Source organism: Sphingomonas panni, from assembly GCF_022664435.1.
GTDB classification, from domain to species: domain Bacteria; phylum Pseudomonadota; class Alphaproteobacteria; order Sphingomonadales; family Sphingomonadaceae; genus Sphingomonas; species Sphingomonas panni.
In genome coordinates this window covers 265,914-286,679 of record NZ_JAKREU010000001.1, presented here as the reverse complement: position 1 = coordinate 286,679, position 20,766 = coordinate 265,914, and the positions used below count along the sequence as shown (strand labels likewise).

Here is a 20,766-nt window from a genome sequence, read left to right as displayed (position 1 = left end):
TGCTATGACTCGCTGCCACAGTATCCGCTAGGACAAGATAACGCGAGGCAACAATCGTCAGGGGTGCCGCCAGCGCACAGGCGCAAATGCGGCACGCTACAGGCTGCCGACTGCCCTCCATGGTTCGCTTAATTCCGGGGCCTTGAGCGCCCCGGAATCCACACCGAACCAAGGAGGATTTCATGTGCGCAGAGCGCCGCCGCGCCCGCAAAGGGCGACTGCGACACCCGGTCCCTGAAGCACTTCCCGACGATCTTTTCGACTACGCCGATGAACCCACGCCAGACGGCCGGGAACGCCGCAGGTCGCCACTTCGCATCGTCGATGTGGAGTCGTTGCCGGTCTTCGACGACTGGCCCGAGAAGGTGCCGATCACCGAGGAAGAACTGCAAATCTTCGAGCGGTATTTCGGCCATGTGCTCGACCGCCTGTTTGGCCCCATTGACACTGATCCCGACAATCAGGGCTTGCCGCCGTTAACATCAGATGATAACAGTAAGCCATGAGCGAGGATCGTGACCAGAGCCTCGACACGCTTCTGGACCTCCACGGTCAGGTGCTAGTCGTCGATCCCGAGGGCGGCCATTGGGTGAAGTTCATTGTCACCCGCGTTCCGGCCTCGCCGGAAAAGCCGCACGGCCTCGATTACTCGCTCACGCTTCACGGGCCTTCGGGCGAACGGCTGGTCGGCTTCGATAATGCCCATCCGGTCGGCCGGGGCAGACGCGGCGAGCCGATGGACCATCGGCACCGCCTCCAGACCGTGAAGCCCTATGCCTACGAGGACGCGGCCACGCTCTTGGCCGACTTCTGGCAGGCGGTGGACGCGGTGTTGAAGGAGCGAGGTGTCCTATGACCACATTGAAAGTCGGGATTGCCGGCTACGACGAGATGAAGGCCCGCACCATGCGGATAGCCAAGGGCGAGGAAAAGCCGGCGGCGGACGATCCAAAGGTGTGGTTCACTTCCATGGAATCCTTCGCGCAGCTCCTTTCCAGCGGGAACCGCGAGCTACTGCGCGTCATCGACGAGCAGTCGCCCGGCTCGCTGGAGGAACTGTCGCGGATCACGGGGCGGGCAAAGCCAAGCCTGTCCCGCACCCTCAAGAAGATGGCGAGCTACGGCCTGATCCGCATGGACCCCGGCGAGGGCCAGAAGATCGTGCCCAAGGTGCTGCATGATCGCGTCGAGCTAGACTTGCCCTTGCTCGAACGCCGCATGGCGAAGGGAGGCGCGCTATGAACATTCATCCCCCCCACGTCGCCCTGCGCGCCGCGCTTTATCTGCGCGTCTCGACGGCGCGGCAGGCCGAGCATGACGTGTCGATCCCCGACCAGAAGCGGCAGGGCGAAGCCTATTGCGAGTCTCGCGGCTATCAGCTCGTGGAAACTTTCGTCGAGCCGGGTGCATCGGCGACCAACGACCGCCGCCCCGAGTTCCAGCGCATGATCGAAGCCGGCACGTCCAAGCCGCCAGCGTTCGACGTGGTGGTGGTGCATAGCTTCTCGCGGTTCTTCCGCGACGAATTTGAAATGGAATACTACTACCGCAAGCTGGCGAAGAACGGCGTCAAGCTCGTATCCATGACGCAGGAACTTGGTGATGATCCGATCCATCAGATGATGCGGCGAATCATGTCGCTGTTCGACGAATACCAGTCAAAGGAGAACGCCAAGCACGTCCTGCGCGCCTTGAAGGAGAACGCACGGCAAGGCTTCTGGAACGGCTCGCTGCCACCCATCGGCTACCGCGCCGTCGATGCCGAGCAGCGCGGCACGAAGATGAAGAAGAAGCTGGAAATCGACCCGCTGCACGCCGACACCGTGCGGCTCATCTTCCGTCTTGCATCGGAAGGCGACGGCACGTCCGGCCCCATGGGCGTCAAGAACATCGTCAACTATCTGAACAAGCACCGCATGTTCACCCGCAGCGGCGGGCGTTGGGGCATCGGCCAGCTTCACCGCGTCCTGACCCGCCGCACCTATATCGGCGAACATCGGTTCAATCGCCGTTCCAAAAAAGGCGAGGTGAAGCCCGAGGAAGAAGTCGTCACCGTCGCGGTGCCGCCGCTGATCGACCTTGAGATATTCGAGGCGGTGCAGAAGCGGTTGCAGGTCAACAATCCGAAGGTGACGCCGCCGCGCGTCGTCAGCGGCCCGAACCTGCTGACCGGCATTTGCTATTGCGGCAATTGCGGCGGGGCCATGACGCTCCGCACCGGCAAGAACGGCCGCTATCGCTATTATGCCTGTTCGATCCGGGCACGGCAGGGCGAAACCGGCTGCAAGGGCCGCGCGATTCCGATGGACAAGCTGGACCGCATCGTGGTCAGCCACATCGAGGAAAGGCTGCTGGACCCCGAGCGGATCGAAGACGTGCTTGCCTCGCTTTTGGATCGCCGGCAGGAGAGCGTCGAGCGGCGCGGCCAGCACATCGCCGAATTGAACCAACGCGCGGCCGAGGCCGACATGCGCCTCAAGCGGCTCTATGACGCTATCGAGGCGGGTTCGCTCGACCCGGCCGAATCCGCCCTCGGCGAACGCATCGCGGGCCTTACGGCGATACGGGATCAGGCACGGGCCGACGCCGTAAGGACCGAAGCCATGCTGAAAAACTCGGCCCATAAGGGCCTCACAGGGGTGGCCGTGCGGGAACTGGCGAGCGAGGCACGCACCGGGCTTCGGCTTGAAAAGGGCGGCTATCGGCGGGATCACGTCCGGGCTTTCGCCCAGCATGTCGAGGTCGCGGACGACGCGATCTATATCAACGGCAGCAAAAACACGCTGTTGAAGGCGCTGATCGCCGCAAAGGGAGGGAAATCGGCGGGAATCGGCGTTCCCGGTTTTATACCAAGGTGGCGGAGCGGGAGGGATTCGAACCCTCGATACGGTTTTGCCGTATACTCACTTTCCAGGCGAGCGCCTTCGACCACTCGGCCACCGCTCCGCATTGCCGGAAGGTGGGTTCCCTAGGGCGCGGCGGGGTTTCGTGCAAGCGGCAGTTGCGGGATGTGCGCCAAGCGTGCGACGATATCGGCCATGAACCTCGTCTCGCTGATCGCCGCCCTGTTGCAGTCCGCTGCGCCTGCTGTCGCGCCGCTGCCGACGGCGGCCGATCCGGTCGAGTCCGATTGGCGGACCATTCCCGACGACGAGCTGATGGTGATGACGCTGGCGGGTGACCGGCGGGTCGTGATCCGGCTGGCACCGCGCTATGCGCCGGTGCATGTGGATAACCTGCGCAAGCTGGCGCGGGCGCATTGGTGGGACGGCACCTCGGTCTACCGCGTGCAGGACAATTATGTCGCGCAATGGGGCGACGTGACCGAGAAGAAGCCGCTGCCCGCCGGGGTCGTCGCCAATCCGCCCGCCGAATATGTCGGCATCCGCTATGATGCGGTCACGCGGATGGCGCGGAGCGATCCCTATGCGGCGAAGAGCGGGCATAGCGCCGATGGCTGGCCGGTGGCGAGCGACGGCAAGGGGGCGTGGCTGACCCACTGCTATGCGATGGTCGGGGTCGGGCGCGACATGGCCCCCAGCACCGGCAGCGGGGCGGAACTCTATACGGTGATCGGCCATGCGCCGCGCCACCTCGACCGCAATATCGCGCTGGTCGGACGGGTGGTCGAGGGGATGGAATATCTGTCCTCCCTGCCGCGCGGCACGGGGAATATGGGCTTCTATGCGCCCGAGCAGGTGCCGACGCCGATCCTGTCGGTGCGGCTGGCCAGTGACCTGCCCGCGGCCCAGCGCCCGCATTACCAGTATCGGGCGGCGGACAATGCGCGGTTCGCCGCGTGGCTGCGCGGGCGGGAAAATCGTGAGCCGCCGTTCTTCACCGTGCCGGCGGGCGGGGCCGATGTGTGCAACGCGATGCCGCCGGTGCGTAAGGCGCCGGTCCGGTAAGGGTCAGGCGCGCGAGGCGAGCAGCGCGGCGCTGAATCCGAGGAAGATGCCCCCGGTCGCTCGGTCGAACCAGCGGCGCACGCGCGGGCGGGTCAGGTGGCGCGCGATCGAACTGCCGCCCAACGCATAGGCGGCGTACCACAGGCATTCGACCAGCGCGAAGGTCGCGACGAGGATCGCGAACTGCGGTGCCTGTGCCCGTGCCGGATCGACGAACTGCGGCAGGAAGGCACTAGCGAACAGCAGCAGCTTGGGATTGCTGATCCCGACCAGGAAACCGCCCCGGAAGAGGTGCGCGCGGGGCAACTCGGTTGGCATCGCATCCGCCGGCGACGCCTTGGCGGTCCAGGCGCGAAAGCCGAGCCAGGCGAGATAGGCGGCACCCGCATAGCGCAGGACGTCGAACAGCCCGGGCACGGCGGTCAGCAGCGCGGTAAGGCCCGCCGCCGATGCCGCCAACACCCCGACCAGCGCGGTCAGGCACCCGGCCATCGCCGGCAGGCTACCGCGCCAGCCCAGCGCAACGCTGCGCGTCAGGACATGCAGCATGTTCGGTCCGGGCGTGCCACACAGCACGACCACGGCGGCGACGAATAGCAGCCAGCTGTGCAGTGCCATCAGATCAGCGACGGACCCAGTCGGCGACGGCGGCGGCGACGGTATTGGCGGCCTGGTTGATCGCCGGACCGACGCTGTTGGCGTCGATGGCGGTCACCGGTACGCGGGCCTCGAAACGGCGCTTTTCGAAGGTCGTGGCGTTCACCCGCTGCAAGGTGGCGTCATAGACGACGACTGCTTCGTTGCGGGTCGCATCGATGCCGAATTCGCGCAGTTCGCCCGACAGCTGCGCGCCGGGATCGGTGAAGCCCTGCCGCGGGCTGAGCACGACCATGTTCGCGCGCGAGGTCAGCGTGTCCGACACCAGCCGCGCGAAGAGGCGCGCGGGCGGTTCGACCCATTGCGCTTCCTTCACGTAAGCGATGGTCGTCGGGCTGGACTGGACCGGCACGCGGGTCACCGCCAGTTCCTGCGGCACCACCGGCACCTGCACCGTGATCGAGCGCGCGGCAGACGAATCCTGCGTCTGGCCGGCGGCGATCGGCGCGGCCGGGGTCAGCACCAGCAGGGCGGGGGGCGGTTCCGCCCCGAAGCGGATGCACGCCGCCAGCGGCAGGAGCAGGAGAACCGACAGCTTCTTCATGGGGGCCCTCATTCTTTCCGCATCACTTCTTGGGGTCATAGTCGGGCAGCTTCGAGCGACCGACCAGCGCGGTTGCGCCGCCTTGATCGACCTTTTCCGCGACCGAGGCGAGTGCCCCCGTCATCGCGCGCAGGTCGCCGACCAGCTGGTTCACCTGTGGGATGGTCTGCTTGCTGAACGCCTGCAGCCCCGGCTTGGCATCGCCGATCGCCTCGTTCAGCGTGTCCGCGCTCTTCTGCGCGCTGGCGATGGTGCGGTTGAGCTGCTGGATCGTCGGCTGGATGTCGTTCGCCAGCACGCCGTTGGTGGTCGCAGCCAGTTCGCCGATCTGCTGCGACGCGACGCCTGCGCGCTGGATCGCGATGCGGGTTTCAGCAAGCGTTGCGGCGATTTCGGGACCGCGATCGGCCAGCGCGTCGGTCAGCCGGTTGGTGCTCTCCAGGATCGCGGCGATCGAGTTCTGGTTGCGGTCGGACAGCACGTCGGCCAGCCGTTCGGTCAGCGTGGTCACGCGTTCGAGCAGCTGCGGCGCCGAGCTGAGCAATGCGGCGACGCCGCCGGCCTTGGGCGGGATGACGGGGACGCCCATCGGGCAGACCTGTTCCGGGTTCGCTTCGGGGCAGGCGATCGGCGGTGCGCCCTTGACCGCGCCGTCGAGCGTGATGGTCGATACGCCGGTGAAGCTGCCGACGATCGTCGCGGTCGTGCCGAGCAGGACCGGGGTTTCGTCCTTCACCTTCAACCGGACGCGGACGAATTGCGGGTCCTTGGGCCACAGGGCGATATCCTCGACCTGACCCACCGGAACGCCGGAAAAGGACACCGGCGACCCCTTGGCCAGGCCGTCGACGCCCTGTTTGAAGAAGACGTCATATTCCTTTTCATGGCCGCCGCCGACGCGGGCGAGCCACACGGTGAACAGCGCCAGCATGGTCAGCAGGATCAGCACCACCGCGCCGACAAGGACATGGTTCGACCGGGTTTCCATCAGCGCCTCTGGGCTTGCGGCGAGGCCGGATCGGTGCCGGCATCGCGGTTGTGGTCCTGCGCGTGAGCGATGCGATCCTGCGCATCGGTGGCGGCGCGGCCACGGGGTCCATTGAAATATTCCTGGATCCAGGGATGATCCAGCGCGAGAAGTTCGTCGATCGTGCCGACGGCGATGACCTTCCTGTCCGCCAGCACCGCCACCCGGTCACAGATGGCGTGGAGCGTGTCGAGGTCATGGGTGATGAGGAAGACGGTCAGCCCCAGCGTCTTCTGCAGCGAGGCGGTGAGGTCGTCGAACGCCGCCGCGCCGATCGGGTCGAGGCCGGCGGTCGGTTCGTCGAGGAACAGCAATTGCGGGTCGAGCGCCAGCGCACGGGCGAGGCCGGCGCGCTTCTTCATGCCGCCCGACAGTTCCGAGGGATATTTCGGACCGGCATTGGCGGGCAGGCCGGTCATCACGACCTTGTAGCCGGCGATCTCCTCCAGCAGGGCAGGCTTCAGCTTCGGGTAGAATTCCTTCAGCGGGACCTGCACATTCTCGGCGACGGTGAGCGTCGAGAACAGCGCGCCGCCCTGGAACAGCACGCCCCATTTCTTGCGGATCTCGGTCGCTTCGGTTTCCTCGCGACCGATCGTGTTCTCGCCGAACACCTCGATCGTGCCGGCGGCGGGGGTCTGTAGCCCGATGATCGAGCGCATGAGCACCGACTTGCCGGTGCCCGACCCGCCGACCACGCCGAGGATTTCGCCCCGCCGCACGTCGAGGTCGAGATTTTCGTGGATGACCTGATCGCCGAACTGGTTCTTCAGGCCGCGCACGCGGATGATGGCGTCGTTGTCGTCGCTCATATCCAGCCGATCCATGCGAAGAAGATGGCGAAGAAGGCGTCGAGGACGATGACGAGGAAGATCGCCTGCACCACCGCCGCCGTCGTGCGGCTGCCGACCTGTTCGGCGTCGCTTTCGACCTGCATCCCGTGGAAGCAGCCGGCGATGCCGATGATCGCACCGAACACCGGCGCCTTGATCAGGCCGATATAGAGGTCGGTGATCGGCACGACTTCGCGGATGCGGGTGACGAAGGTGATCGGCGGAATGCCAAGCTGCGCCCAGCTGAGCAGACCGCCACCGATGATCGCTATGATCGAGGCGTAGAAGCCCAGCAGCAGCATCATCACGATCGCGGCGATGACCCGCGGCAGGACCAGCGCCTCCATCGGCGACACGCCGATGGTGCGCATCGCGTCGATCTCTTCGGTCAGCTTCATCGTGCCGAGCTGTGCGGCGAATGCCGAGCCGGAGCGGCCCGCGACCATGATCGCGGTCATCAGCACACCCAGTTCGCGAAAGGTCAGGCGGCCGATCAGATTGATCGTGAAGACCTCCGCGCCGAACTGCCGCAGCTGCACCGCGCCCTGTTGCGCGATGACCATGCCGATCAGGAAGCTCATCAGCCCGATGATGCCGAGCGCGGCGACGCCGACGACCTCGAACCTCTGGACCGTGGCGTTGAAGCGGAAGCGGCGCGGATGGCGCAAAACGTTGCCGAACGCGATGACGGTCGCACCCATGAACCCGAGCAGGCCGAGCAATTGGCGCGCGCTGCCCGATACCGCGTCGCCGATCTCCTCCAGCACGCGCAACGGCGGGCTGAGCGGCTTGTCCTTGCGTACGACGGGGTCGTCGGCGGCCACGACCTGATCGAACAGGTGGCGGCTATTGTCGTTCAGCCCGTCAATGGTGACGTCGCGGTCGCGGGCGAAGCGGTGGATCAGCCATGCGCCGACCGTATCGATCCGCTCGACCCCCGACAGGTCGATGCGGCGAACGTCGCCGTCGACGGCGTTCAGCCGTTCGGGCAGGTCGCCGACATGGGCCAGCGACAGGTCGCCGGTAAAGCGCAATACGCCCCCGCCATCGGCCCGGTCGTGCGAAAAATCGGCGGAAGCGCTCATCGCCGCCACTCATCGGCGATTTGCGGCGTCGCGGCAAGGTGGTACGCGCGGACGCCATGGCTCATCCCGATCTCGCCATCTATGACATGGACAAGACCATCACCCGCGTCGCGACGTGGACGCCGTTCCTGCGCCATGCGCTCAAGGAACGGGGCAGGGGGGCGCTGTGGCTGCTGCCGGTCGCGGGTATGGCGGTCGTGGGCTATGCGCTGAAGCTCTACGGTCGCGACCGGTTGAAGGAGATGACCCATCGTCTTGTCCTGGGCCGCGCGGTGCCCGATGCGCGGTTGATCGAGACGGCACGCGCCTTTGCCCGCGCGACGGTTGCGACCGGCCTGCTCGACGGGGCGCGGGCGCGGATCGAGGCGGACCGGGCGGAAGGGCGGATGCTGGTCCTCGCCACCGCTTCCTATCGTTTCTATGCGCAGGAGATCGCGGCGCTGCTGGGCTTCGACGCGGTGATCGCGACCGAGACGGCGCGGGGCGAAGCTGGCGACGTGCTGGCGCGGATCGAGGGCGAGAATTGCTATGGCGCGGCCAAGCTGCGCGCGATCGAGGCCTGGGCCGCCGAGCGCGGTATCGCGCGGGGCGACGTGGCGGTGCGATTCTATAGCGACCATGTTTCCGACGCGCCGGTGTTCGAGTGGGCGGACGAGCCGTTTCCGGTCAACGCCCATGCACCGCTCAAGGCGCTGGCGGCCAGGCGGGGCTGGCCGGTGCTGGACTGGCGCCGATAGGGCAATAAGGCGGGCGGCAGGAATGGCGCGGGTCGTCCTGAACGAAGGTCTGACCGCTTAAACGTTACGCGCGGCGAACGGTTCAATGTGCGGTTGCGGACTTTTTCGAGGCGTTGTGCCGTAGCAACCGTCCGTCATTCCCGCGCAGGCGGGAATCCATACACGCCGATGGTCCGGCTCCATCGAGACGACGGCGTCTATGGACTCCCGCCTGCGCGGGAGTGACGAAAAGTCTACCGCTTCGGGCCGCCCAGCCGCTTGGCATTGGCCGTCGCCTTGGCATGGATCGGGGAGAGTGCCCGGCCACCGGCGCCGATCATTCCCGCCGCCAGCCGCATCGCGCGGTCGCTGCTGGCCGCGACGCGCGTTGCCGATGGCATCCGCCCGGCGGTGCCGAGCGACCAGGCATCCTGCATCGCCTGAAACCACAGGCCCTGCATCGCCGCCATGTCGGTGGCAAGCGAATCGCCCGCTTTTGCAAAGGCCTGTGCCTTTTCGGTGACCATGCCGGTCAGTTCGACGTGATCCGCGGTGAAGGGATTGCGCATCCCGGCATCGATCATCGGCATCCGCCGGTCGATCACCACCGCGGAGGCGGCCATCGTTTCCCAGAATTGCAGCCCGGTGCGTGCGGCATCGGTCCAGATCTGCCACCAGGCAGTCATCGGCGTCGGCATCGGTCAATTCCCTCGAACGGTCCGCCGCGAAACGGATGCAGCCGGCGCGATGTACGCGATGGCAGGGCTTTAGGCCACCCGCCACATCGTGCCTTGACCGAAATCCTGCCGCATTGCAGCAAGTGTCACCATGACGACTCTGCCCCCCATCACGAACAATCCCGACATCCGCTTCCTCGGCCGGCTGCTGGGCGATGTCATCCGCACCTATGGCGGGGAGGCGCTGTTCAAGCGGATCGAGCATATTCGCTCCACCTCGGTCGACCGGCATCGCGGAGTCGCGGGGGCCGACGGGATCGATCTGGGGCTGGACAGCCTCAGCCTCGACGACACGATCGCGTTCGTACGCGGGTTCATGCTGTTCTCGATGCTGGCGAACCTCGCCGAGGACCGGCAGGGCATCGCCGCCGAGCCGGGGGCGGACGTGGCGACCGCGCTGGAAAAGCTGCAGGCCGAGGGGATCGGCGCGGAGGCGGTGCGTGCGCTGCTCGACCGCGCCCTGATCGCGCCGGTGCTGACCGCGCACCCAACCGAGGTGCGGCGCAAGTCGATGATCGACCACAAGAACCGCATCGCCGACCTGCTGCACCTTAAGGATCAGGGCCGCGACGAGACGCCGGAGGGCGACCGGGTCGACGAGGCAATCCTGCGCCAGATCGCGCTGTTGTGGCAGACCCGCGTGCTGCGGCGCGAGCGGCTGTACGTTGCTGACGAGGTCGAGACGGCGCTCAGCTATCTGCGCGATATCTTCCTGCCGACGCTGCCCGCGCTCTATGCCCGGTGGGAGCGGGTGCTGGGCGAGCGGCCGCCATCGTTCCTGAAGCCCGGCAGCTGGATCGGCGGCGACCGCGACGGCAACCCGTTCGTCGATGCCGATGCGATGCGCCTTGCCCTGTCGAAGGCGGCCGAGGCGGTGCTGGGCTATTATCTCGACCAGCTCCACAGCCTGGGCGCCGAGCTGTCGATCTCGACCGAGCATGTCGCCGTGGACGAGGCGATCGCCGCGCTGGCCGACAAGAGCGGCGACAATGCCCCGAGCCGCGCCGACGAACCGTTCCGCCGGGCGATCAGCGGCGTCTATGCCCGGCTGGCCGCGACGTACAGCAAGCTGACCGGCAAGGCGGCACCGCGTCCGGGGAACCTGACCGGCGAACCCTATGCCGATCCGGCCGCGTTCCGCGCCGATCTGGCGACGCTGGCGCGCGGGCTGGTGCAGGAGGGCAATGGCCCGCTGTCGACCGGCGGCGCGCTCGGCCGGCTGATCCGCGCGGTGGAGACGTTCGGCTTCCACCTCGCCACGCTCGACATGCGCCAGAACAGCGTGATCCATGAGAGCGTCGTCGCCGAACTCTTGAAGGTCGCGGGCGTCGAGGACGATTATGTCGCGCTGGACGAGGAGGCGCGGGTCGCGCTGCTGCGGCGCGAGCTGGAAAGCCCGCGCCCGCTCGTCAGCCCCTATGCCGACTATTCGGAGCAGACCGCGTCCGAACTGGCGATCCTGCGCGAAGCCGCCGCCGCCCATGCCCGCTATGGTCGCGAGTGCATCCGCCATTACATCGTGTCGATGGCGCAGTCGGTGTCGGACCTGCTGGAGGTCCATCTGCTGCTGAAGGAGTCGGGCCTGTATGTGCCGGGCGAGACCCCGCAGGCGCATATCATGGCGATCCCGCTGTTCGAGACGGTCGCCGATCTGGAAGCCGCGCCGGAGATCATGGCGAAGTGGCTGGCGCTGCCCGAGGTCGCCGCGATTGCCCGCCAGCGCGGCCATCAGGAAGTGATGATCGGCTATTCCGATTCGAACAAGGACGGCGGCTATCTGACCTCGACGTGGCAGCTGTCGAAGGGATCGACCGCGCTGGCGCCGGTGTTCGAGGACGCCGGCATCGGTATGCAGCTGTTCCATGGGCGCGGCGGTGCGGTGGGCCGGGGCGGCGGATCGTCCTTTGCCGCGATCCGGGCGCAGCCGCACGACACGGTGCAGGGCCGCATCCGCATCACCGAACAGGGCGAGGTGATCGCCGCCAAATACGGCACGCGCGACAGTGCGGTGACGAACCTAGAGGCGATGACGTCGGCAACGCTGCTTGCCAGCCTCGAACCCGAGCTGTTGTCCCCGACCGACGCGGCGCGCTTTGCCGCGGCGATGGACAAGCTGTCGGACACGGCGTTCAAGACCTATCGCGGCCTCGTCTACGGGACCGAGGGGTTCACCACCTTTTTCCGCCAGGCGACGCCGATCGCCGAGATCGCCGGCCTCAAGATCGGATCGCGCCCGGCGAGCCGCAAGAAGTCGGACGCGATCGAGGACCTGCGCGCGATCCCATGGGTGTTCAGCTGGGCACAGGCGCGGATCATGCTGCCGGGCTGGTACGGCGTCGGCGCGGCGCTGACCGGGTTCGAGGACAAGGGGCTGCTGCGCGAGATGGCCAGCGCCTGGCCGCTGTTCGCCGCGACGCTGGCCAATATGGAGATGGTGCTGGCCAAGTCCGACATGGACGTCGCGGCGCGCTATGCCGGGCTGGTCGAAGACAAGGCGCTGTCGGAGGCGATCTTCGGGCGCATCCGCGACGGGTGGCAGGCGACGCATGACGGGTTGCTGTCGGTCACGCGCCAGACCCGGCTGCTCGAAAAGAGCCCGGCGCTGGAGGCGTCGATCCGGCTGCGCACGCCCTATATCGAGCCGCTGAACCTGCTGCAGATCGAATTGCTCAAGCGGCATCGCGCAGGCGAGGCGGATGCGCGGATCGGCGAGGGAATCCTGTTGTCGATCAATGCGATAGCAACTGCGCTGCGGAACAGCGGCTAGGGCAAAGTTCACGATGTTCACACTCGCCGCGCCGGGCGAGGCGTAGCGCAGCTACGCCAAGCCGCCCGAGGCGCGGCCGGCCGGCGGCGCGGTGAGCGCCGTCCGACGACGGCACGGGCTTTGCCCGTGGCGGTCCTTTGAAACGTACCGGTTTTCCGGCCAAAGTTCACGAAGTTCACACTCGTGACGTTTTGCGTGACGTGTGGTCGGGCTTTACGTCCCTGACCATCTTACTCGGGTGCCCCGTGTAAATCGTTCCACGCACCTGCTGGCGTACCCCGGCGGAGGCCGGGGTCCAGTAGCGTTGGTGTTTCAGCATCTGGCGGTGCCCAACTGGACCCCGGCCTTCGCCGGGGTACGTAAGGCCTTCGCCGGGGTAAGGAAGGCTGTCGGGAATGGCTGGGCAGGAATGCCCGTTATGGTATCGGCGATGTCAAAGAGCCTTCGCAGCCTGACAGGCCGACGCCATGTAGGAAAGCGCCGCGTGCGGGGTGCGCGCCGCTCCCGCGTATCCCATATCGTCCGGTAAAGGAGGCCCCATGGCGAAGACCGCTATCCTGTACCGCATGGTGATGCCTGACCATGTCTGCCCGTTCGGACGCCGCGCGCTCGACCTGTTGCAGCGGCATGGCTTCACCGTCGACGACCGCTATCTGACGACGCGCGAGCAGGTCGATGCGTTCAAGGCCGAGCATGGCGTGAAGACCACGCCGCAGACCTTTGTCGATGGTAAGCGGATCGGCGGGCATGATGATTTGCGCCGCTTCCTGGGGCTGAAGGTTCGCGATCCCAGGGCGACGAGCTATGCCCCGGTCGCCGCCATCTTCGGCATGGCGGCGGCGATCGCCGGGGCGGCGAGCTTTTCGGCGTTCGGCGACGTGTTCACGATGCGGGCGGGGGAGTGGTTCGTCGGCATCGCCATGTGCCTGTTATCGCTGCAGAAACTGCGTGACATCGACGGGTTCGCCAACGGGTTCCTGAACTATGACCTGCTGACGCAGCGGGTGGTGCGCTATGCATGGGTCTATCCTTGGGCCGAGGGGCTGGCGGGCGTGCTGATGATCGCCGGGGCGCTGTTGTGGATCGCGATTCCCGTCGCGCTGGTGATCGGGACGATCGGCGCGGTGTCGGTGGTGAAGGCGGTGTATATCGACAGGCGCTCGCTCAAATGCGCCTGTGTCGGCGGCAACAGCAATGTGCCGCTGGGGTTCGTGTCGCTGCTGGAGAATGTGCTGATGGTGGCGATGGCGGTGTGGATGTTGGTGCGGGGGTAGGAGGTTTTCGTTCGCGCAAAGGCGCGGAGACGCGAAGGAGTTGCGTTCGCAGTGATCGCTCGCGATCGGGAGACGGTGGCGCGCGCTGCGATGGTATAACAAGGCTGCTGGCGCGGGGGAGGCTTGCCCATGACGCAACGCCTTCGCGTCTCCGCGCCTTCGCGCGAACCAAGTCTTTTTTTTGGCGAAGGGTGCGCTTCGCAATGGGGAGACCCCAGCCTTCGCTGGGGTGACGTTTGTGGCGGGGTGACGCTTGTGAGGGGTGGGGGTTGTGGCGGGGCGACGTCTGTGCAGGGTGGCGCTCGGAACTGCGCCTTATTCGAACTCCACCGCGATGTTGTCGATCAGCCGCGTCGTGCCCAGCCGGGCGGCGGCGAGCAGGCGGGCCGGCTGGCCACGGACCGGGTCGCGCAGCGTGTCGGCATGGACCAGCGTGACGTAATCGGGTTCGAACCCGGCGCGGGTCAGCGTGGCGATGGCGGCGGACAGGGCGGTGGCGACATCGTCGCCGCGCTCGATCGCGCGCTTGGCGACGCCCATCGCGCGCGGCAGGGTGACGGCACGGGCGCGCTCGTCATCGTCGAGATAGATGTTGCGCGAGGACAAGGCGAGGCCGTCATCCTCGCGCTGGGTCGGGATGCCGACGATCTCTACGCCGAGGTCGAGGTCGGCGGTCATCCGGCGGACGACGGCCAGCTGCTGGAAATCCTTTTCGCCGAACAGCGCGACGGCCGGGCGGACCTGCCCGAACAATTTCGCCACGACGGTCGCGACGCCGTCGAAATGGCCGGGGCGGTGCGCGCCGTCCAGCACCTCGCTGACGCCCGCCACGCTGACATTGGTCGCGAAGCCGGCGGGGTACATTTCCTCGACCTCGGGCGCCCACAATATGTCGACGCCGGCGTCGGACAGCATCTGCGCATCGGTCGCCTCGCGCCGGGGATAGCGGGCAAGGTCCTCGTTCGGGCCGAACTGTTTCGGATTCACGAAGATCGAGACGACGACGCGCGGGCTGAGACGGCGGGCGGCATCGACCAGCGCCATGTGCCCGGCATGGAGCGCGCCCATGGTCGGGACCAGCGCGACCGCCTCACCCGCTGCGGCATAGGCACCGAGCGCTTCGCGGAGCGACTCCAGTCGACGGATAATTTGCACGGCCGATGGCCCTTCGATATGGACGGGGGAGGCGGCTTCTATGGGGCAAGCCGCTGCGGATCAACAAGCTTGGGTTAGTGCGCTTTGGACGAAGCTTCGGATCGGTTGCACGTCATCGTGTTCGCCAATGAAAAGGGCGGCACCGGCAAGTCGACGACGGCGGTCCACGTCGCCATCGCCCTGGCGGCGAAGGGCGCGCGCGTGGCGTGCTTCGACCTCGACCATCGCCAGCGGACGCTGGGCCGGTATCTCGACAATCGGGCCGAGACGATCAAGCGCACCGGACGCAACCTGCCCATGCCGGTCTATGAAACGCATGACGGCGAAAGCATGGCGTGGTTCAACGACTGTCTCGGCCGGTTAGGCGAGCAGGCCGAATATATGGTGATCGACACGCCGGGCCGCGACGATCGCTTCGCGCGGATCGCCGTCACCAACGCCGACACGCTGGTCACGCCGATGAACGACAGCTTCGTCGATTTCGACCTGATCGGACAGGTCGATCCCGACACGTTCAAGGTGACGCGGCCGTCCTTCTATTCCGAGTTGATCTGGGAAACGCGCAAGCATCGCGCGAAGATCGACGGGTCGACGATCGACTGGGTCGTGCTGCGCAACCGCTTGCAGCATATCGAGGCGCGCAACATGCGCCGGGTGTCGGAGGCGATCACCCAGCTGTCGAAACGGGTGGGTTTTCGCGTCACGCCGGGCCTGTCGGAGCGCGTGATCTATCGTGAGCTGTTCCCGTCGGGCCTGACCATGCTCGACCGCAACGAATTCGGCGAGATGGGGCTGGCGCATGTCGCCGCGCGGCAGGAACTGCGCGAGATGATGGGCGGATTGCAGCTGCCCGAACCGGCCGGTTCGCCGCTCGTCGCCTGACGATCCATGGTCAAGCTGGTCCTGATCGTCGCGCTGCTGGTCGCGTTCTGGCTGTGGCTGCGCGCCAAGCCGAAAAAGGTCGGCAGCGAGGCGGAGGCGCGGGCGATTTTGGGCGTGGGGGCGGATGCGAAGGCCGGGGAAATCCGCGCGGCGCACAAGCGGTTGATGCAGGCGGTGCACCCCGACCGGGGCGGGTCGGCCGATCTGGCGCGGCGGATCAATGCGGCGCGGGATGTGCTGTTGGGGCGGCTGCGGCACTGAGAAGGTAAAAGAGTCGGTTTCACGCGAAGGCGCGGAGACGCGAAGGGGTTCGGTCCAGTACGAACCTTTCGCGACCGGGAGATCGCATCTCTCGCTGCAACCATGCGGAAAGGCCGCTTGCGCGGGTGACGTCGCGTCGGACGCAACCCCTCCGCGTCTCCGCGCCTTCGCGTGAACCCCACTTCCTTCTTCCAAAAAGACGGCTCTACTCAGCCCGATCGCTTGCCCCTAAGGTCGCCGGCCCAGTATTCGTACCCGGCAGGATTTGACGCATGTCCCACCAATTTCACCCCAGTTCGCTGCGCGAGTACGACATTCGCGGCATCGTCGGGCGGACGTTGGGCGAGGCGGATGCGCGGGCGATCGGGCGGTGCTTCGCGACGCTGCTGCGGCGTGGCGGCGGCACGCGGGTGGTGGTCAGCCGCGACGGTCGGCTGTCGTCGCCCGCACTGGAAGCCGCGCTGGTCGAGGGGTTGACCGCGAGCGGCGTCGATGTGGTGCGCATCGGCCTCGCCCCGACGCCGATGCTATATCATGCCGAGGCGATGCTGGAGGTCGATGGCGGCATACAGATAACCGGCAGCCATAATCCCGCCGATTATAATGGCTTCAAAATGGTGATGCAGCGGCGTCCGTTCTTCGGCCCCGACATCCAGCGGATCGGGCAGATGGCGGCGGCGGGCGAATGGGACGACGGGGAAGGCTCCGTTTCGGATCATGATTTCACCGATACCTATGTCGGCCGGCTGATCGCGGGCTATGCCGGGGGCAGCTATCGCATCGGCTGGGATACCGGCAACGGGGCGGCCGGGCCGGTGATCGAACGGCTGGTCCGGCTGCTGCCGGGGGAACATCACCTGCTCTTCACCGAAGTCGACGGACATTTTCCGAACCACCATCCCGATCCTACCGAAGTGGAGAATCTGGTCGATCTGCAACGGCTCGTCGCGGAGAAGCAGCTCGATTTCGGACTGGCCTTCGATGGCGATGGCGACCGGATCGGCGCGGTCGACGGACAGGGGCGGGTTTTGTGGGGCGACCAGCTGCTCATGATCTTGGCCGAGCCGGCGCTTCGGGAGACGCCGGGGGCGACGATCATCGCCGATGTGAAGGCCAGCCAGGCGCTGTTCGACCGCATCGCCGAGCTGGGCGGCACGCCGCTGATGTGGAAGACCGGGCACAGCCCGATGAAGACCAGGATGCGCGAGACCGGCGCGCCGCTGGCCGCCGAAATGTCGGGCCATATCTTTTTCGGAGGAGAGGATTACGGGTTCGACGATGCGCCGTACGGGGCGGTGCGGCTGATCCGCGCGATCCATCTGAGCGGGCGGTCGCTCACCGAACTCCGCGATGCGATGCCGGAGATGGTGAACACGCCCGAGCTGCGGTTCAAGGTGAGCGAGGAGCGCAAGTTCGCGGTCGTCGAGGAGGTGCTGGCACGGTTGCAGGCGGCGGGGGCCGAGGTGAACACGACCGACGGCGCACGGGTGACGACGGCGGACGGATGGTGGCTGCTGCGCGCGTCGAACACGCAGGACGTGCTGACCGCGCGGGCCGAGGCGCGTGACGAAGCCGGACTGGCGCGGTTGCTGGCGGCGGTGGATGCGCAGCTGGCGGCGTCGGGGGTGGTGCGGGGGTGAGGCCTTGTTCGTCCAACAGACACGGACGTCATCCCAGCGAAGGCTGGGATCTCCCGGTGATCGGGCGGGGCAAGAGCCGATAAAGGCCCCAGCCTTCGCTGGGGCGACGTGATCGGGCGGCGGGTTGCGCCATTCGAACCCTGTGTCCCCCCGGGGTGGCTTTTCCGCCCCGGACACGCCATCTGAAGGCCATGGCCCAAGCGCAGATCATTCGTGTCGTCGACCTCGAAACCACGGGGCAGGCCCCGCCGGTGCATGGCGTGTGCGAGGTCGGCTGGCAGGACGTGGCGCTGGGCGAGGACGGGCGCTGGGAATTGTCGGGCGAGGGCGGGCAGCATTTCGTCAATCCCGGCCGCCCGATCCCGCCGGTGACGCAGGCGGTGCATCACATCCTCGACGAACAGGTTGCCGATGCGCCGTGGTGGCAGGATATCGCACGCCGCGTGCTGGACCCCTATCCCCGGCGCATCGCGCTGGCGGCGCATCGTGCGGATTTCGAACAGAAATTCTGCACCGCGCAGCTGACCCACGGCGCCGACTGGATCTGCACGTGGAAGTGCGCGATGCGGTTGTGGCCCGACAGCCCCGGCTTTTCGAACCAGATGCTGCGATATTGGCGCAAGCCGTACGGCATGCAACATGAACGGGGCCTTCCGGCGCACCGCGCCTTTCCCGATGCCTATGTCACCGCATTCCACCTGCGCGACATGCTGAACGAGGCGTCGATCGGCCAGCTGCTGGAATGGTCGCGCCAACCGGGGCTGTTGCCGCGCGTGCGCTATGGCCCCGATCGCGGGCGGGCATGGACCGAGATCGACGACGATTCGCTCGAAGGCTTCCTGACCGATCGCGACGAGGATGTGCGCTTCACCGCCGAAACCGAACTGGCGCGGCGGCAGGGCGGCGGCGAGGTCAAGCGGATCCGCAACGACTGGCTGCTGCTGTGACGCCGATGCAGGTGGTGCGGGTGCATTGCCCGGTGTCGGCGAACATCCTCACTCGGTTGCAGGCGGGCGAGGCGGCGGCGCTGGCCGACGATGCGGTGCTGTCGGCGGTGGTCGCGGTGATCCGGGGCAGCGACGTGCTGGGCGCGATCGGGCCGTATCGCGGGGTGTTCGAACTGGGCTTCGGCCTCGAAAGCTTCGTGCCGCAGGCGGATGCCGTGCCGACGACCGGCCGCGCGGGTGAAGCGGCGGTGGTGCCGACCGTGGTGGTCAAGAGCTATGCCGCGCAAGGGGCGGATATCGCTGCGGAGCTGGCGGCCATCGCGGCGGCGCATCCATGGGAGGTGCCGGTGATCGAGGTGGGGCAGGTGGCGTTGGCGGGGTAGGTGCTGACCTTCCTCTCGCTCTTATCCGTTCGGTTCGAGTAGCTTCGAGCTTGTCGAGAAGCGCCTGTCGAGAACGCTTTGTTTGCGGCGACCCCTTCTCGACTTCGGTTCTCGACAGGCTCGAACCTTCGCTCGAAGCAAACGGGTGGGGAATGGGGATTGGGATTGGGCGAAATCCTACCCCATCCGCCCGCCCAGCACCGACCGCGCGCCCTCCAGCGTCACGCCGAAGACCAGATGCGCCAGCGCGCCATAGGCATGGGTCGCGGCATCGGTGTCCCAGGGGGCGCTGCCGAGGCCGACTGCCGGTACGGTCGCTTCGTCGAGCAGCAGCGAGGTGGCGATGCCATAGGCGCTGCCGAAGCCGGCCGATGCCGCCGGGCGATATTCGGTCAGCACGCCGTACAGCCCGCCCAGTGCCGCGCCGGTCAGGTAATGGACCGCTTGCCCCGCCTGTGCGCGCCAGGCGTCGGGTACCTTGTCGCCCGTCGTGGCGAGCGCGACCTTGTCCGCAGCCTTGACCGTGGCGGGGTCGTCATCGCTCTGGTCCATGCCGAACGGTTTCGCGGCGGCGGACTGGAACGCGGCCATGGCGGCGGAGGCGACCACACCGGCGGCGATGCCGGCGAACAGGCCGAGGATGGGGCGGGGGTGCGACATGGCAGGCTCCGGGCTGGCGGGAGCGGGAGTAACGGCCGGCAGTGGCGTGAGGGTCCGTGGGCAGGGGGATCGGTACGGGGGCGGTGGGTCGTGCACGTTTTTGCGATCTGTTCCACTCCGCCTGTTTGCTTCGAGCGAAGGTTCGAGCCTGTCGAGAACCGCAGTCGAGAAGGGGGTGCCCCGAACGCAGGGTTCTCGACCGACGCTTCTCGACAAGCTCGAAGCTGCTCGAACCGAACGGAGTGGGTGGTGCGGGGTGTTTGACACATGTACAATTCGCATCTGGCACTTGCGGTAACGCGGATCGAATGCCAGCTTTGGCCTACCGAACCTCTGCCCACTCCGGCCGCCGCTCATGCCCAACGATCATCACGACGTCCATCGCCGCGAACTGCCGCCGCTCCCCGCGCTCGCCAGTTTCCTGGCGGCGGTGGAGACCAGCAGCTTTTCGCGCGCGGCGCAGCGCATGGCGCTGACGCAGAGTGCGATCAGCCGTCAGATCGCGTTGCTGGAGGACTGGCTGGGCGTCGCGTTGTTCGAACGGCGCGGGCGGCGGGTGACGCCGACGCCCGCCGCGTTGGCCTATGCCGAGGCGGTGGGACCGGCGGTCGAGCGGTTGCGCAGCGCTACGCGGCGGTTGCTGACGCCGGTCGCCGACCGCGCGCTGACCATCGCGACTTTGCCCAGTTTCGGGATGCGGTGGCTGGCCCCGCGCCTGCCGGGGCTGACCGCGCGTCATCCCGAGTTGCTGGTGAACTTCGCCGCGCGGTCCTATCCGTTCGACTTCGCCGAGGAGCGGTTCGATGCGGCGATCCATTTCGGGCTGCCCGACTGGGCCGGGGCGGACCATGCGCTGCTGTTCCATGAGGATGTCGTGGCGGTGTGTTCACCCGACTGGCTGGCGCGCAATCCGGTGGCGACGCCCGCCGACCTGTTGGCGCATCCGCTCCTTTCGCTGGAGGCGCGGCCCGATGCGTGGGGGCGGTGGTTCGCGGCGGCGGGGCTGGCCGATGCGGCGATCGGCGAGGGGCCGGTGTACGAGCATTTCCTGATGCTGGCCCATGCCGCGGCGGCGGGCATGGGGGTGGCGCTGATCCCGTCCTTCCTGATCCGGCCGGAGCTGGAGTCGGGCGCACTGGTCATGCCGATCGATGTGACGTTGAGCGCGTCGGAGGCCTATTATCTGGTGTGGCCGCGCAGCAGCAGCCACAGCCCGTTGTTCGACCGGTTCCGGCAGTGGTTGCTGGACGAGGCGAAGGCGGAAGCGTGAGCGTTTGATCCGGGGTTCCG

At 67.0% G+C, this 20,766-nt stretch carries 21 protein-coding genes, 1 tRNA gene and 1 pseudogene; 14 read left to right on the top strand and 9 right to left on the bottom strand.

Annotation, left to right across the window (positions count from 1 at the left end; translation table 11 throughout):
• Positions 1-182: 182 nt before the first annotated feature.
• From MF609_RS01470 to MF609_RS01455, 4 genes and pseudogenes are all read left to right on the top strand, one after another.
• The gene (locus MF609_RS01470; protein ID WP_242414556.1) at positions 183-506 is read left to right on the top strand and encodes a hypothetical protein; all 324 of its coding nucleotides are present in this window, start codon (positions 183-185) and stop codon (positions 504-506) included.
• The gene (locus tag MF609_RS01465) at positions 503-856 is read left to right on the top strand and encodes a toxin-antitoxin system TumE family protein (RefSeq protein ID WP_242414555.1); all 354 of its coding nucleotides are present in this window, start codon (positions 503-505) and stop codon (positions 854-856) included. Before MF609_RS01470 ends, MF609_RS01465 begins: the two co-directional genes overlap by 4 nt.
• Complete coding sequence (locus MF609_RS01460; protein ID WP_242414554.1) at positions 853-1,242, top strand: HVO_A0114 family putative DNA-binding protein; 390 nt, start codon at positions 853-855, stop codon at positions 1,240-1,242. The genes MF609_RS01465 and MF609_RS01460 overlap by 4 nt, the downstream gene beginning before the upstream one ends.
• A pseudogene (locus MF609_RS01455) lies at positions 1,239-2,279 on the top strand (recombinase family protein); the annotation flags it as partial. The gene MF609_RS01460 and the pseudogene MF609_RS01455, both read left to right, overlap by 4 nt.
• Positions 2,280-2,855: 576 nt before the next feature.
• On the opposite strand, the gene MF609_RS01450 reads toward MF609_RS01455, so the two are convergent.
• Positions 2,856-2,946: transfer RNA gene (locus MF609_RS01450), tRNA-Ser, on the bottom strand.
• 92 nt (positions 2,947-3,038) lie between these two features.
• On the opposite strand from MF609_RS01450, the gene MF609_RS01445 reads away from it, so the two are divergent.
• Complete coding sequence (locus MF609_RS01445) at positions 3,039-3,908, top strand: peptidylprolyl isomerase (protein WP_242414553.1); 870 nt, start codon at positions 3,039-3,041, stop codon at positions 3,906-3,908.
• A 3-nt stretch (positions 3,909-3,911) separates the two neighbouring features.
• Here the strand turns inward: MF609_RS01445 and MF609_RS01440 are convergent, their stop codons facing one another.
• From MF609_RS01440 to MF609_RS01420, 5 genes are read right to left on the bottom strand one after another with little or no spacing between them, the layout of a single operon-like run.
• Positions 3,912-4,526, bottom strand: a complete 615-nt coding sequence (locus MF609_RS01440; RefSeq protein WP_242414552.1) for a LysE family translocator — start codon at positions 4,524-4,526, stop codon at positions 3,912-3,914.
• 4 nt (positions 4,527-4,530) lie between these two features.
• Entirely contained in the window at positions 4,531-5,109 is a 579-nt protein-coding gene (locus MF609_RS01435; RefSeq protein WP_242414551.1) for an ABC-type transport auxiliary lipoprotein family protein, read from the bottom strand.
• Positions 5,110-5,131: 22 nt separating this feature from the next.
• Positions 5,132-6,097, bottom strand: a complete 966-nt coding sequence (locus MF609_RS01430) for an MlaD family protein (protein ID WP_242414550.1) — start codon at positions 6,095-6,097, stop codon at positions 5,132-5,134.
• Entirely contained in the window at positions 6,097-6,948 is an 852-nt protein-coding gene (locus tag MF609_RS01425; protein WP_242414549.1) for an ABC transporter ATP-binding protein, read from the bottom strand. Before MF609_RS01425 ends, MF609_RS01430 begins: the two co-directional genes overlap by 1 nt.
• Positions 6,945-8,054, bottom strand: a complete 1,110-nt coding sequence (locus MF609_RS01420) for an ABC transporter permease (RefSeq protein ID WP_242414548.1) — start codon at positions 8,052-8,054, stop codon at positions 6,945-6,947. The genes MF609_RS01425 and MF609_RS01420 overlap by 4 nt, the downstream gene beginning before the upstream one ends.
• 56 nt (positions 8,055-8,110) lie before the next feature.
• On the opposite strand from MF609_RS01420, the gene MF609_RS01415 reads away from it, so the two are divergent.
• Positions 8,111-8,791, top strand: a complete 681-nt coding sequence (locus MF609_RS01415; protein WP_242414547.1) for an HAD family hydrolase — start codon at positions 8,111-8,113, stop codon at positions 8,789-8,791.
• 233 nt (positions 8,792-9,024) lie between these two features.
• Here the strand turns inward: MF609_RS01415 and MF609_RS01410 are convergent, their stop codons facing one another.
• Complete coding sequence (locus MF609_RS01410; RefSeq protein ID WP_242414546.1) at positions 9,025-9,468, bottom strand: hypothetical protein; 444 nt, start codon at positions 9,466-9,468, stop codon at positions 9,025-9,027.
• Between the two features lie 130 nt (positions 9,469-9,598).
• Here MF609_RS01410 and ppc point away from each other — a divergent pair, with 130 nt between their 5' ends.
• Together ppc and MF609_RS01400 are read left to right on the top strand one after the other, a co-directional pair.
• Complete coding sequence (gene ppc, locus MF609_RS01405) at positions 9,599-12,274, top strand: phosphoenolpyruvate carboxylase (protein ID WP_242414545.1); 2,676 nt, start codon at positions 9,599-9,601, stop codon at positions 12,272-12,274.
• A 539-nt stretch (positions 12,275-12,813) separates the two neighbouring features.
• Positions 12,814-13,548, top strand: coding sequence for a MauE/DoxX family redox-associated membrane protein (locus MF609_RS01400; protein ID WP_242414544.1), 735 nt, complete (start codon positions 12,814-12,816; stop codon positions 13,546-13,548).
• A gap of 315 nt (positions 13,549-13,863) precedes the next feature.
• Here MF609_RS01400 and panC read toward each other — a convergent pair whose 3' ends face one another.
• On the bottom strand, positions 13,864-14,703 hold the full coding sequence (panC, locus tag MF609_RS01395) for a pantoate--beta-alanine ligase (RefSeq protein ID WP_242414543.1): 840 nt from the start codon (positions 14,701-14,703) through the stop codon (positions 13,864-13,866).
• Between the two features lie 105 nt (positions 14,704-14,808).
• Between panC and MF609_RS01390 the strand changes: the two genes are divergently transcribed.
• The 5 genes from MF609_RS01390 (at position 14,809) to MF609_RS01370 (ending at position 18,816) form a co-directional block, all read left to right on the top strand.
• On the top strand, positions 14,809-15,585 hold the full coding sequence (locus MF609_RS01390; RefSeq protein WP_419723041.1) for a division plane positioning ATPase MipZ: 777 nt from the start codon (positions 14,809-14,811) through the stop codon (positions 15,583-15,585).
• 6 nt (positions 15,586-15,591) lie between these two features.
• A complete protein-coding gene (locus MF609_RS01385) occupies positions 15,592-15,846 on the top strand; it encodes a J domain-containing protein (RefSeq protein WP_242414541.1) in 255 nt (84 codons plus the stop codon).
• A gap of 272 nt (positions 15,847-16,118) precedes the next feature.
• The gene (gene pgmG / locus MF609_RS01380) at positions 16,119-17,486 is read left to right on the top strand and encodes a phosphoglucomutase/phosphomannomutase PgmG (RefSeq protein WP_242414540.1); all 1,368 of its coding nucleotides are present in this window, start codon (positions 16,119-16,121) and stop codon (positions 17,484-17,486) included.
• 191 nt (positions 17,487-17,677) lie between these two features.
• Positions 17,678-18,433, top strand: coding sequence for an exonuclease domain-containing protein (locus MF609_RS01375; protein ID WP_242414539.1), 756 nt, complete (start codon positions 17,678-17,680; stop codon positions 18,431-18,433).
• 5 nt (positions 18,434-18,438) lie between these two features.
• The gene (locus MF609_RS01370) at positions 18,439-18,816 is read left to right on the top strand and encodes a hypothetical protein (protein ID WP_242415145.1); all 378 of its coding nucleotides are present in this window, start codon (positions 18,439-18,441) and stop codon (positions 18,814-18,816) included.
• A 177-nt stretch (positions 18,817-18,993) separates the two neighbouring features.
• Here the strand turns inward: MF609_RS01370 and MF609_RS01365 are convergent, their stop codons facing one another.
• Positions 18,994-19,476: a DUF1440 domain-containing protein gene (locus MF609_RS01365; protein ID WP_242414538.1), complete on the bottom strand. Its 483-nt coding sequence runs from the start codon at positions 19,474-19,476 to the stop codon at positions 18,994-18,996.
• A gap of 355 nt (positions 19,477-19,831) precedes the next feature.
• On the opposite strand from MF609_RS01365, the gene MF609_RS01360 reads away from it, so the two are divergent.
• Entirely contained in the window at positions 19,832-20,746 is a 915-nt protein-coding gene (locus tag MF609_RS01360) for a LysR substrate-binding domain-containing protein (RefSeq protein ID WP_242414537.1), read from the top strand.
• The last annotated feature ends 20 nt before the right edge of the window (positions 20,747-20,766 follow it).

Coding starts and splice junctions, on each gene's coding strand:
- MF609_RS01470 (WP_242414556.1), top strand. CDS start 183: ATGTGCGCAGAGCGCCGCCGCGCCCGCAAAGGGCGACTGCGACACCCG.
- MF609_RS01465 (WP_242414555.1), top strand. CDS start 503: ATGAGCGAGGATCGTGACCAGAGCCTCGACACGCTTCTGGACCTCCAC.
- MF609_RS01460 (WP_242414554.1), top strand. CDS start 853: ATGACCACATTGAAAGTCGGGATTGCCGGCTACGACGAGATGAAGGCC.
- MF609_RS01445 (WP_242414553.1), top strand. CDS start 3,039: ATGAACCTCGTCTCGCTGATCGCCGCCCTGTTGCAGTCCGCTGCGCCT.
- MF609_RS01440 (WP_242414552.1), bottom strand. CDS start 4,526: ATGGCACTGCACAGCTGGCTGCTATTCGTCGCCGCCGTGGTCGTGCTG.
- MF609_RS01435 (WP_242414551.1), bottom strand. CDS start 5,109: ATGAAGAAGCTGTCGGTTCTCCTGCTCCTGCCGCTGGCGGCGTGCATC.
- MF609_RS01430 (WP_242414550.1), bottom strand. CDS start 6,097: ATGGAAACCCGGTCGAACCATGTCCTTGTCGGCGCGGTGGTGCTGATC.
- MF609_RS01425 (WP_242414549.1), bottom strand. CDS start 6,948: ATGAGCGACGACAACGACGCCATCATCCGCGTGCGCGGCCTGAAGAAC.
- MF609_RS01420 (WP_242414548.1), bottom strand. CDS start 8,054: ATGAGCGCTTCCGCCGATTTTTCGCACGACCGGGCCGATGGCGGGGGC.
- MF609_RS01415 (WP_242414547.1), top strand. CDS start 8,111: ATGGCTCATCCCGATCTCGCCATCTATGACATGGACAAGACCATCACC.
- MF609_RS01410 (WP_242414546.1), bottom strand. CDS start 9,468: ATGCCGACGCCGATGACTGCCTGGTGGCAGATCTGGACCGATGCCGCA.
- ppc (WP_242414545.1), top strand. CDS start 9,599: ATGACGACTCTGCCCCCCATCACGAACAATCCCGACATCCGCTTCCTC.
- MF609_RS01400 (WP_242414544.1), top strand. CDS start 12,814: ATGGCGAAGACCGCTATCCTGTACCGCATGGTGATGCCTGACCATGTC.
- MF609_RS01385 (WP_242414541.1), top strand. CDS start 15,592: ATGGTCAAGCTGGTCCTGATCGTCGCGCTGCTGGTCGCGTTCTGGCTG.
- pgmG (WP_242414540.1), top strand. CDS start 16,119: ATGTCCCACCAATTTCACCCCAGTTCGCTGCGCGAGTACGACATTCGC.
- MF609_RS01375 (WP_242414539.1), top strand. CDS start 17,678: ATGGCCCAAGCGCAGATCATTCGTGTCGTCGACCTCGAAACCACGGGG.
- MF609_RS01370 (WP_242415145.1), top strand. CDS start 18,439: ATGCAGGTGGTGCGGGTGCATTGCCCGGTGTCGGCGAACATCCTCACT.
- MF609_RS01365 (WP_242414538.1), bottom strand. CDS start 19,476: ATGTCGCACCCCCGCCCCATCCTCGGCCTGTTCGCCGGCATCGCCGCC.
- MF609_RS01360 (WP_242414537.1), top strand. CDS start 19,832: ATGCCCAACGATCATCACGACGTCCATCGCCGCGAACTGCCGCCGCTC.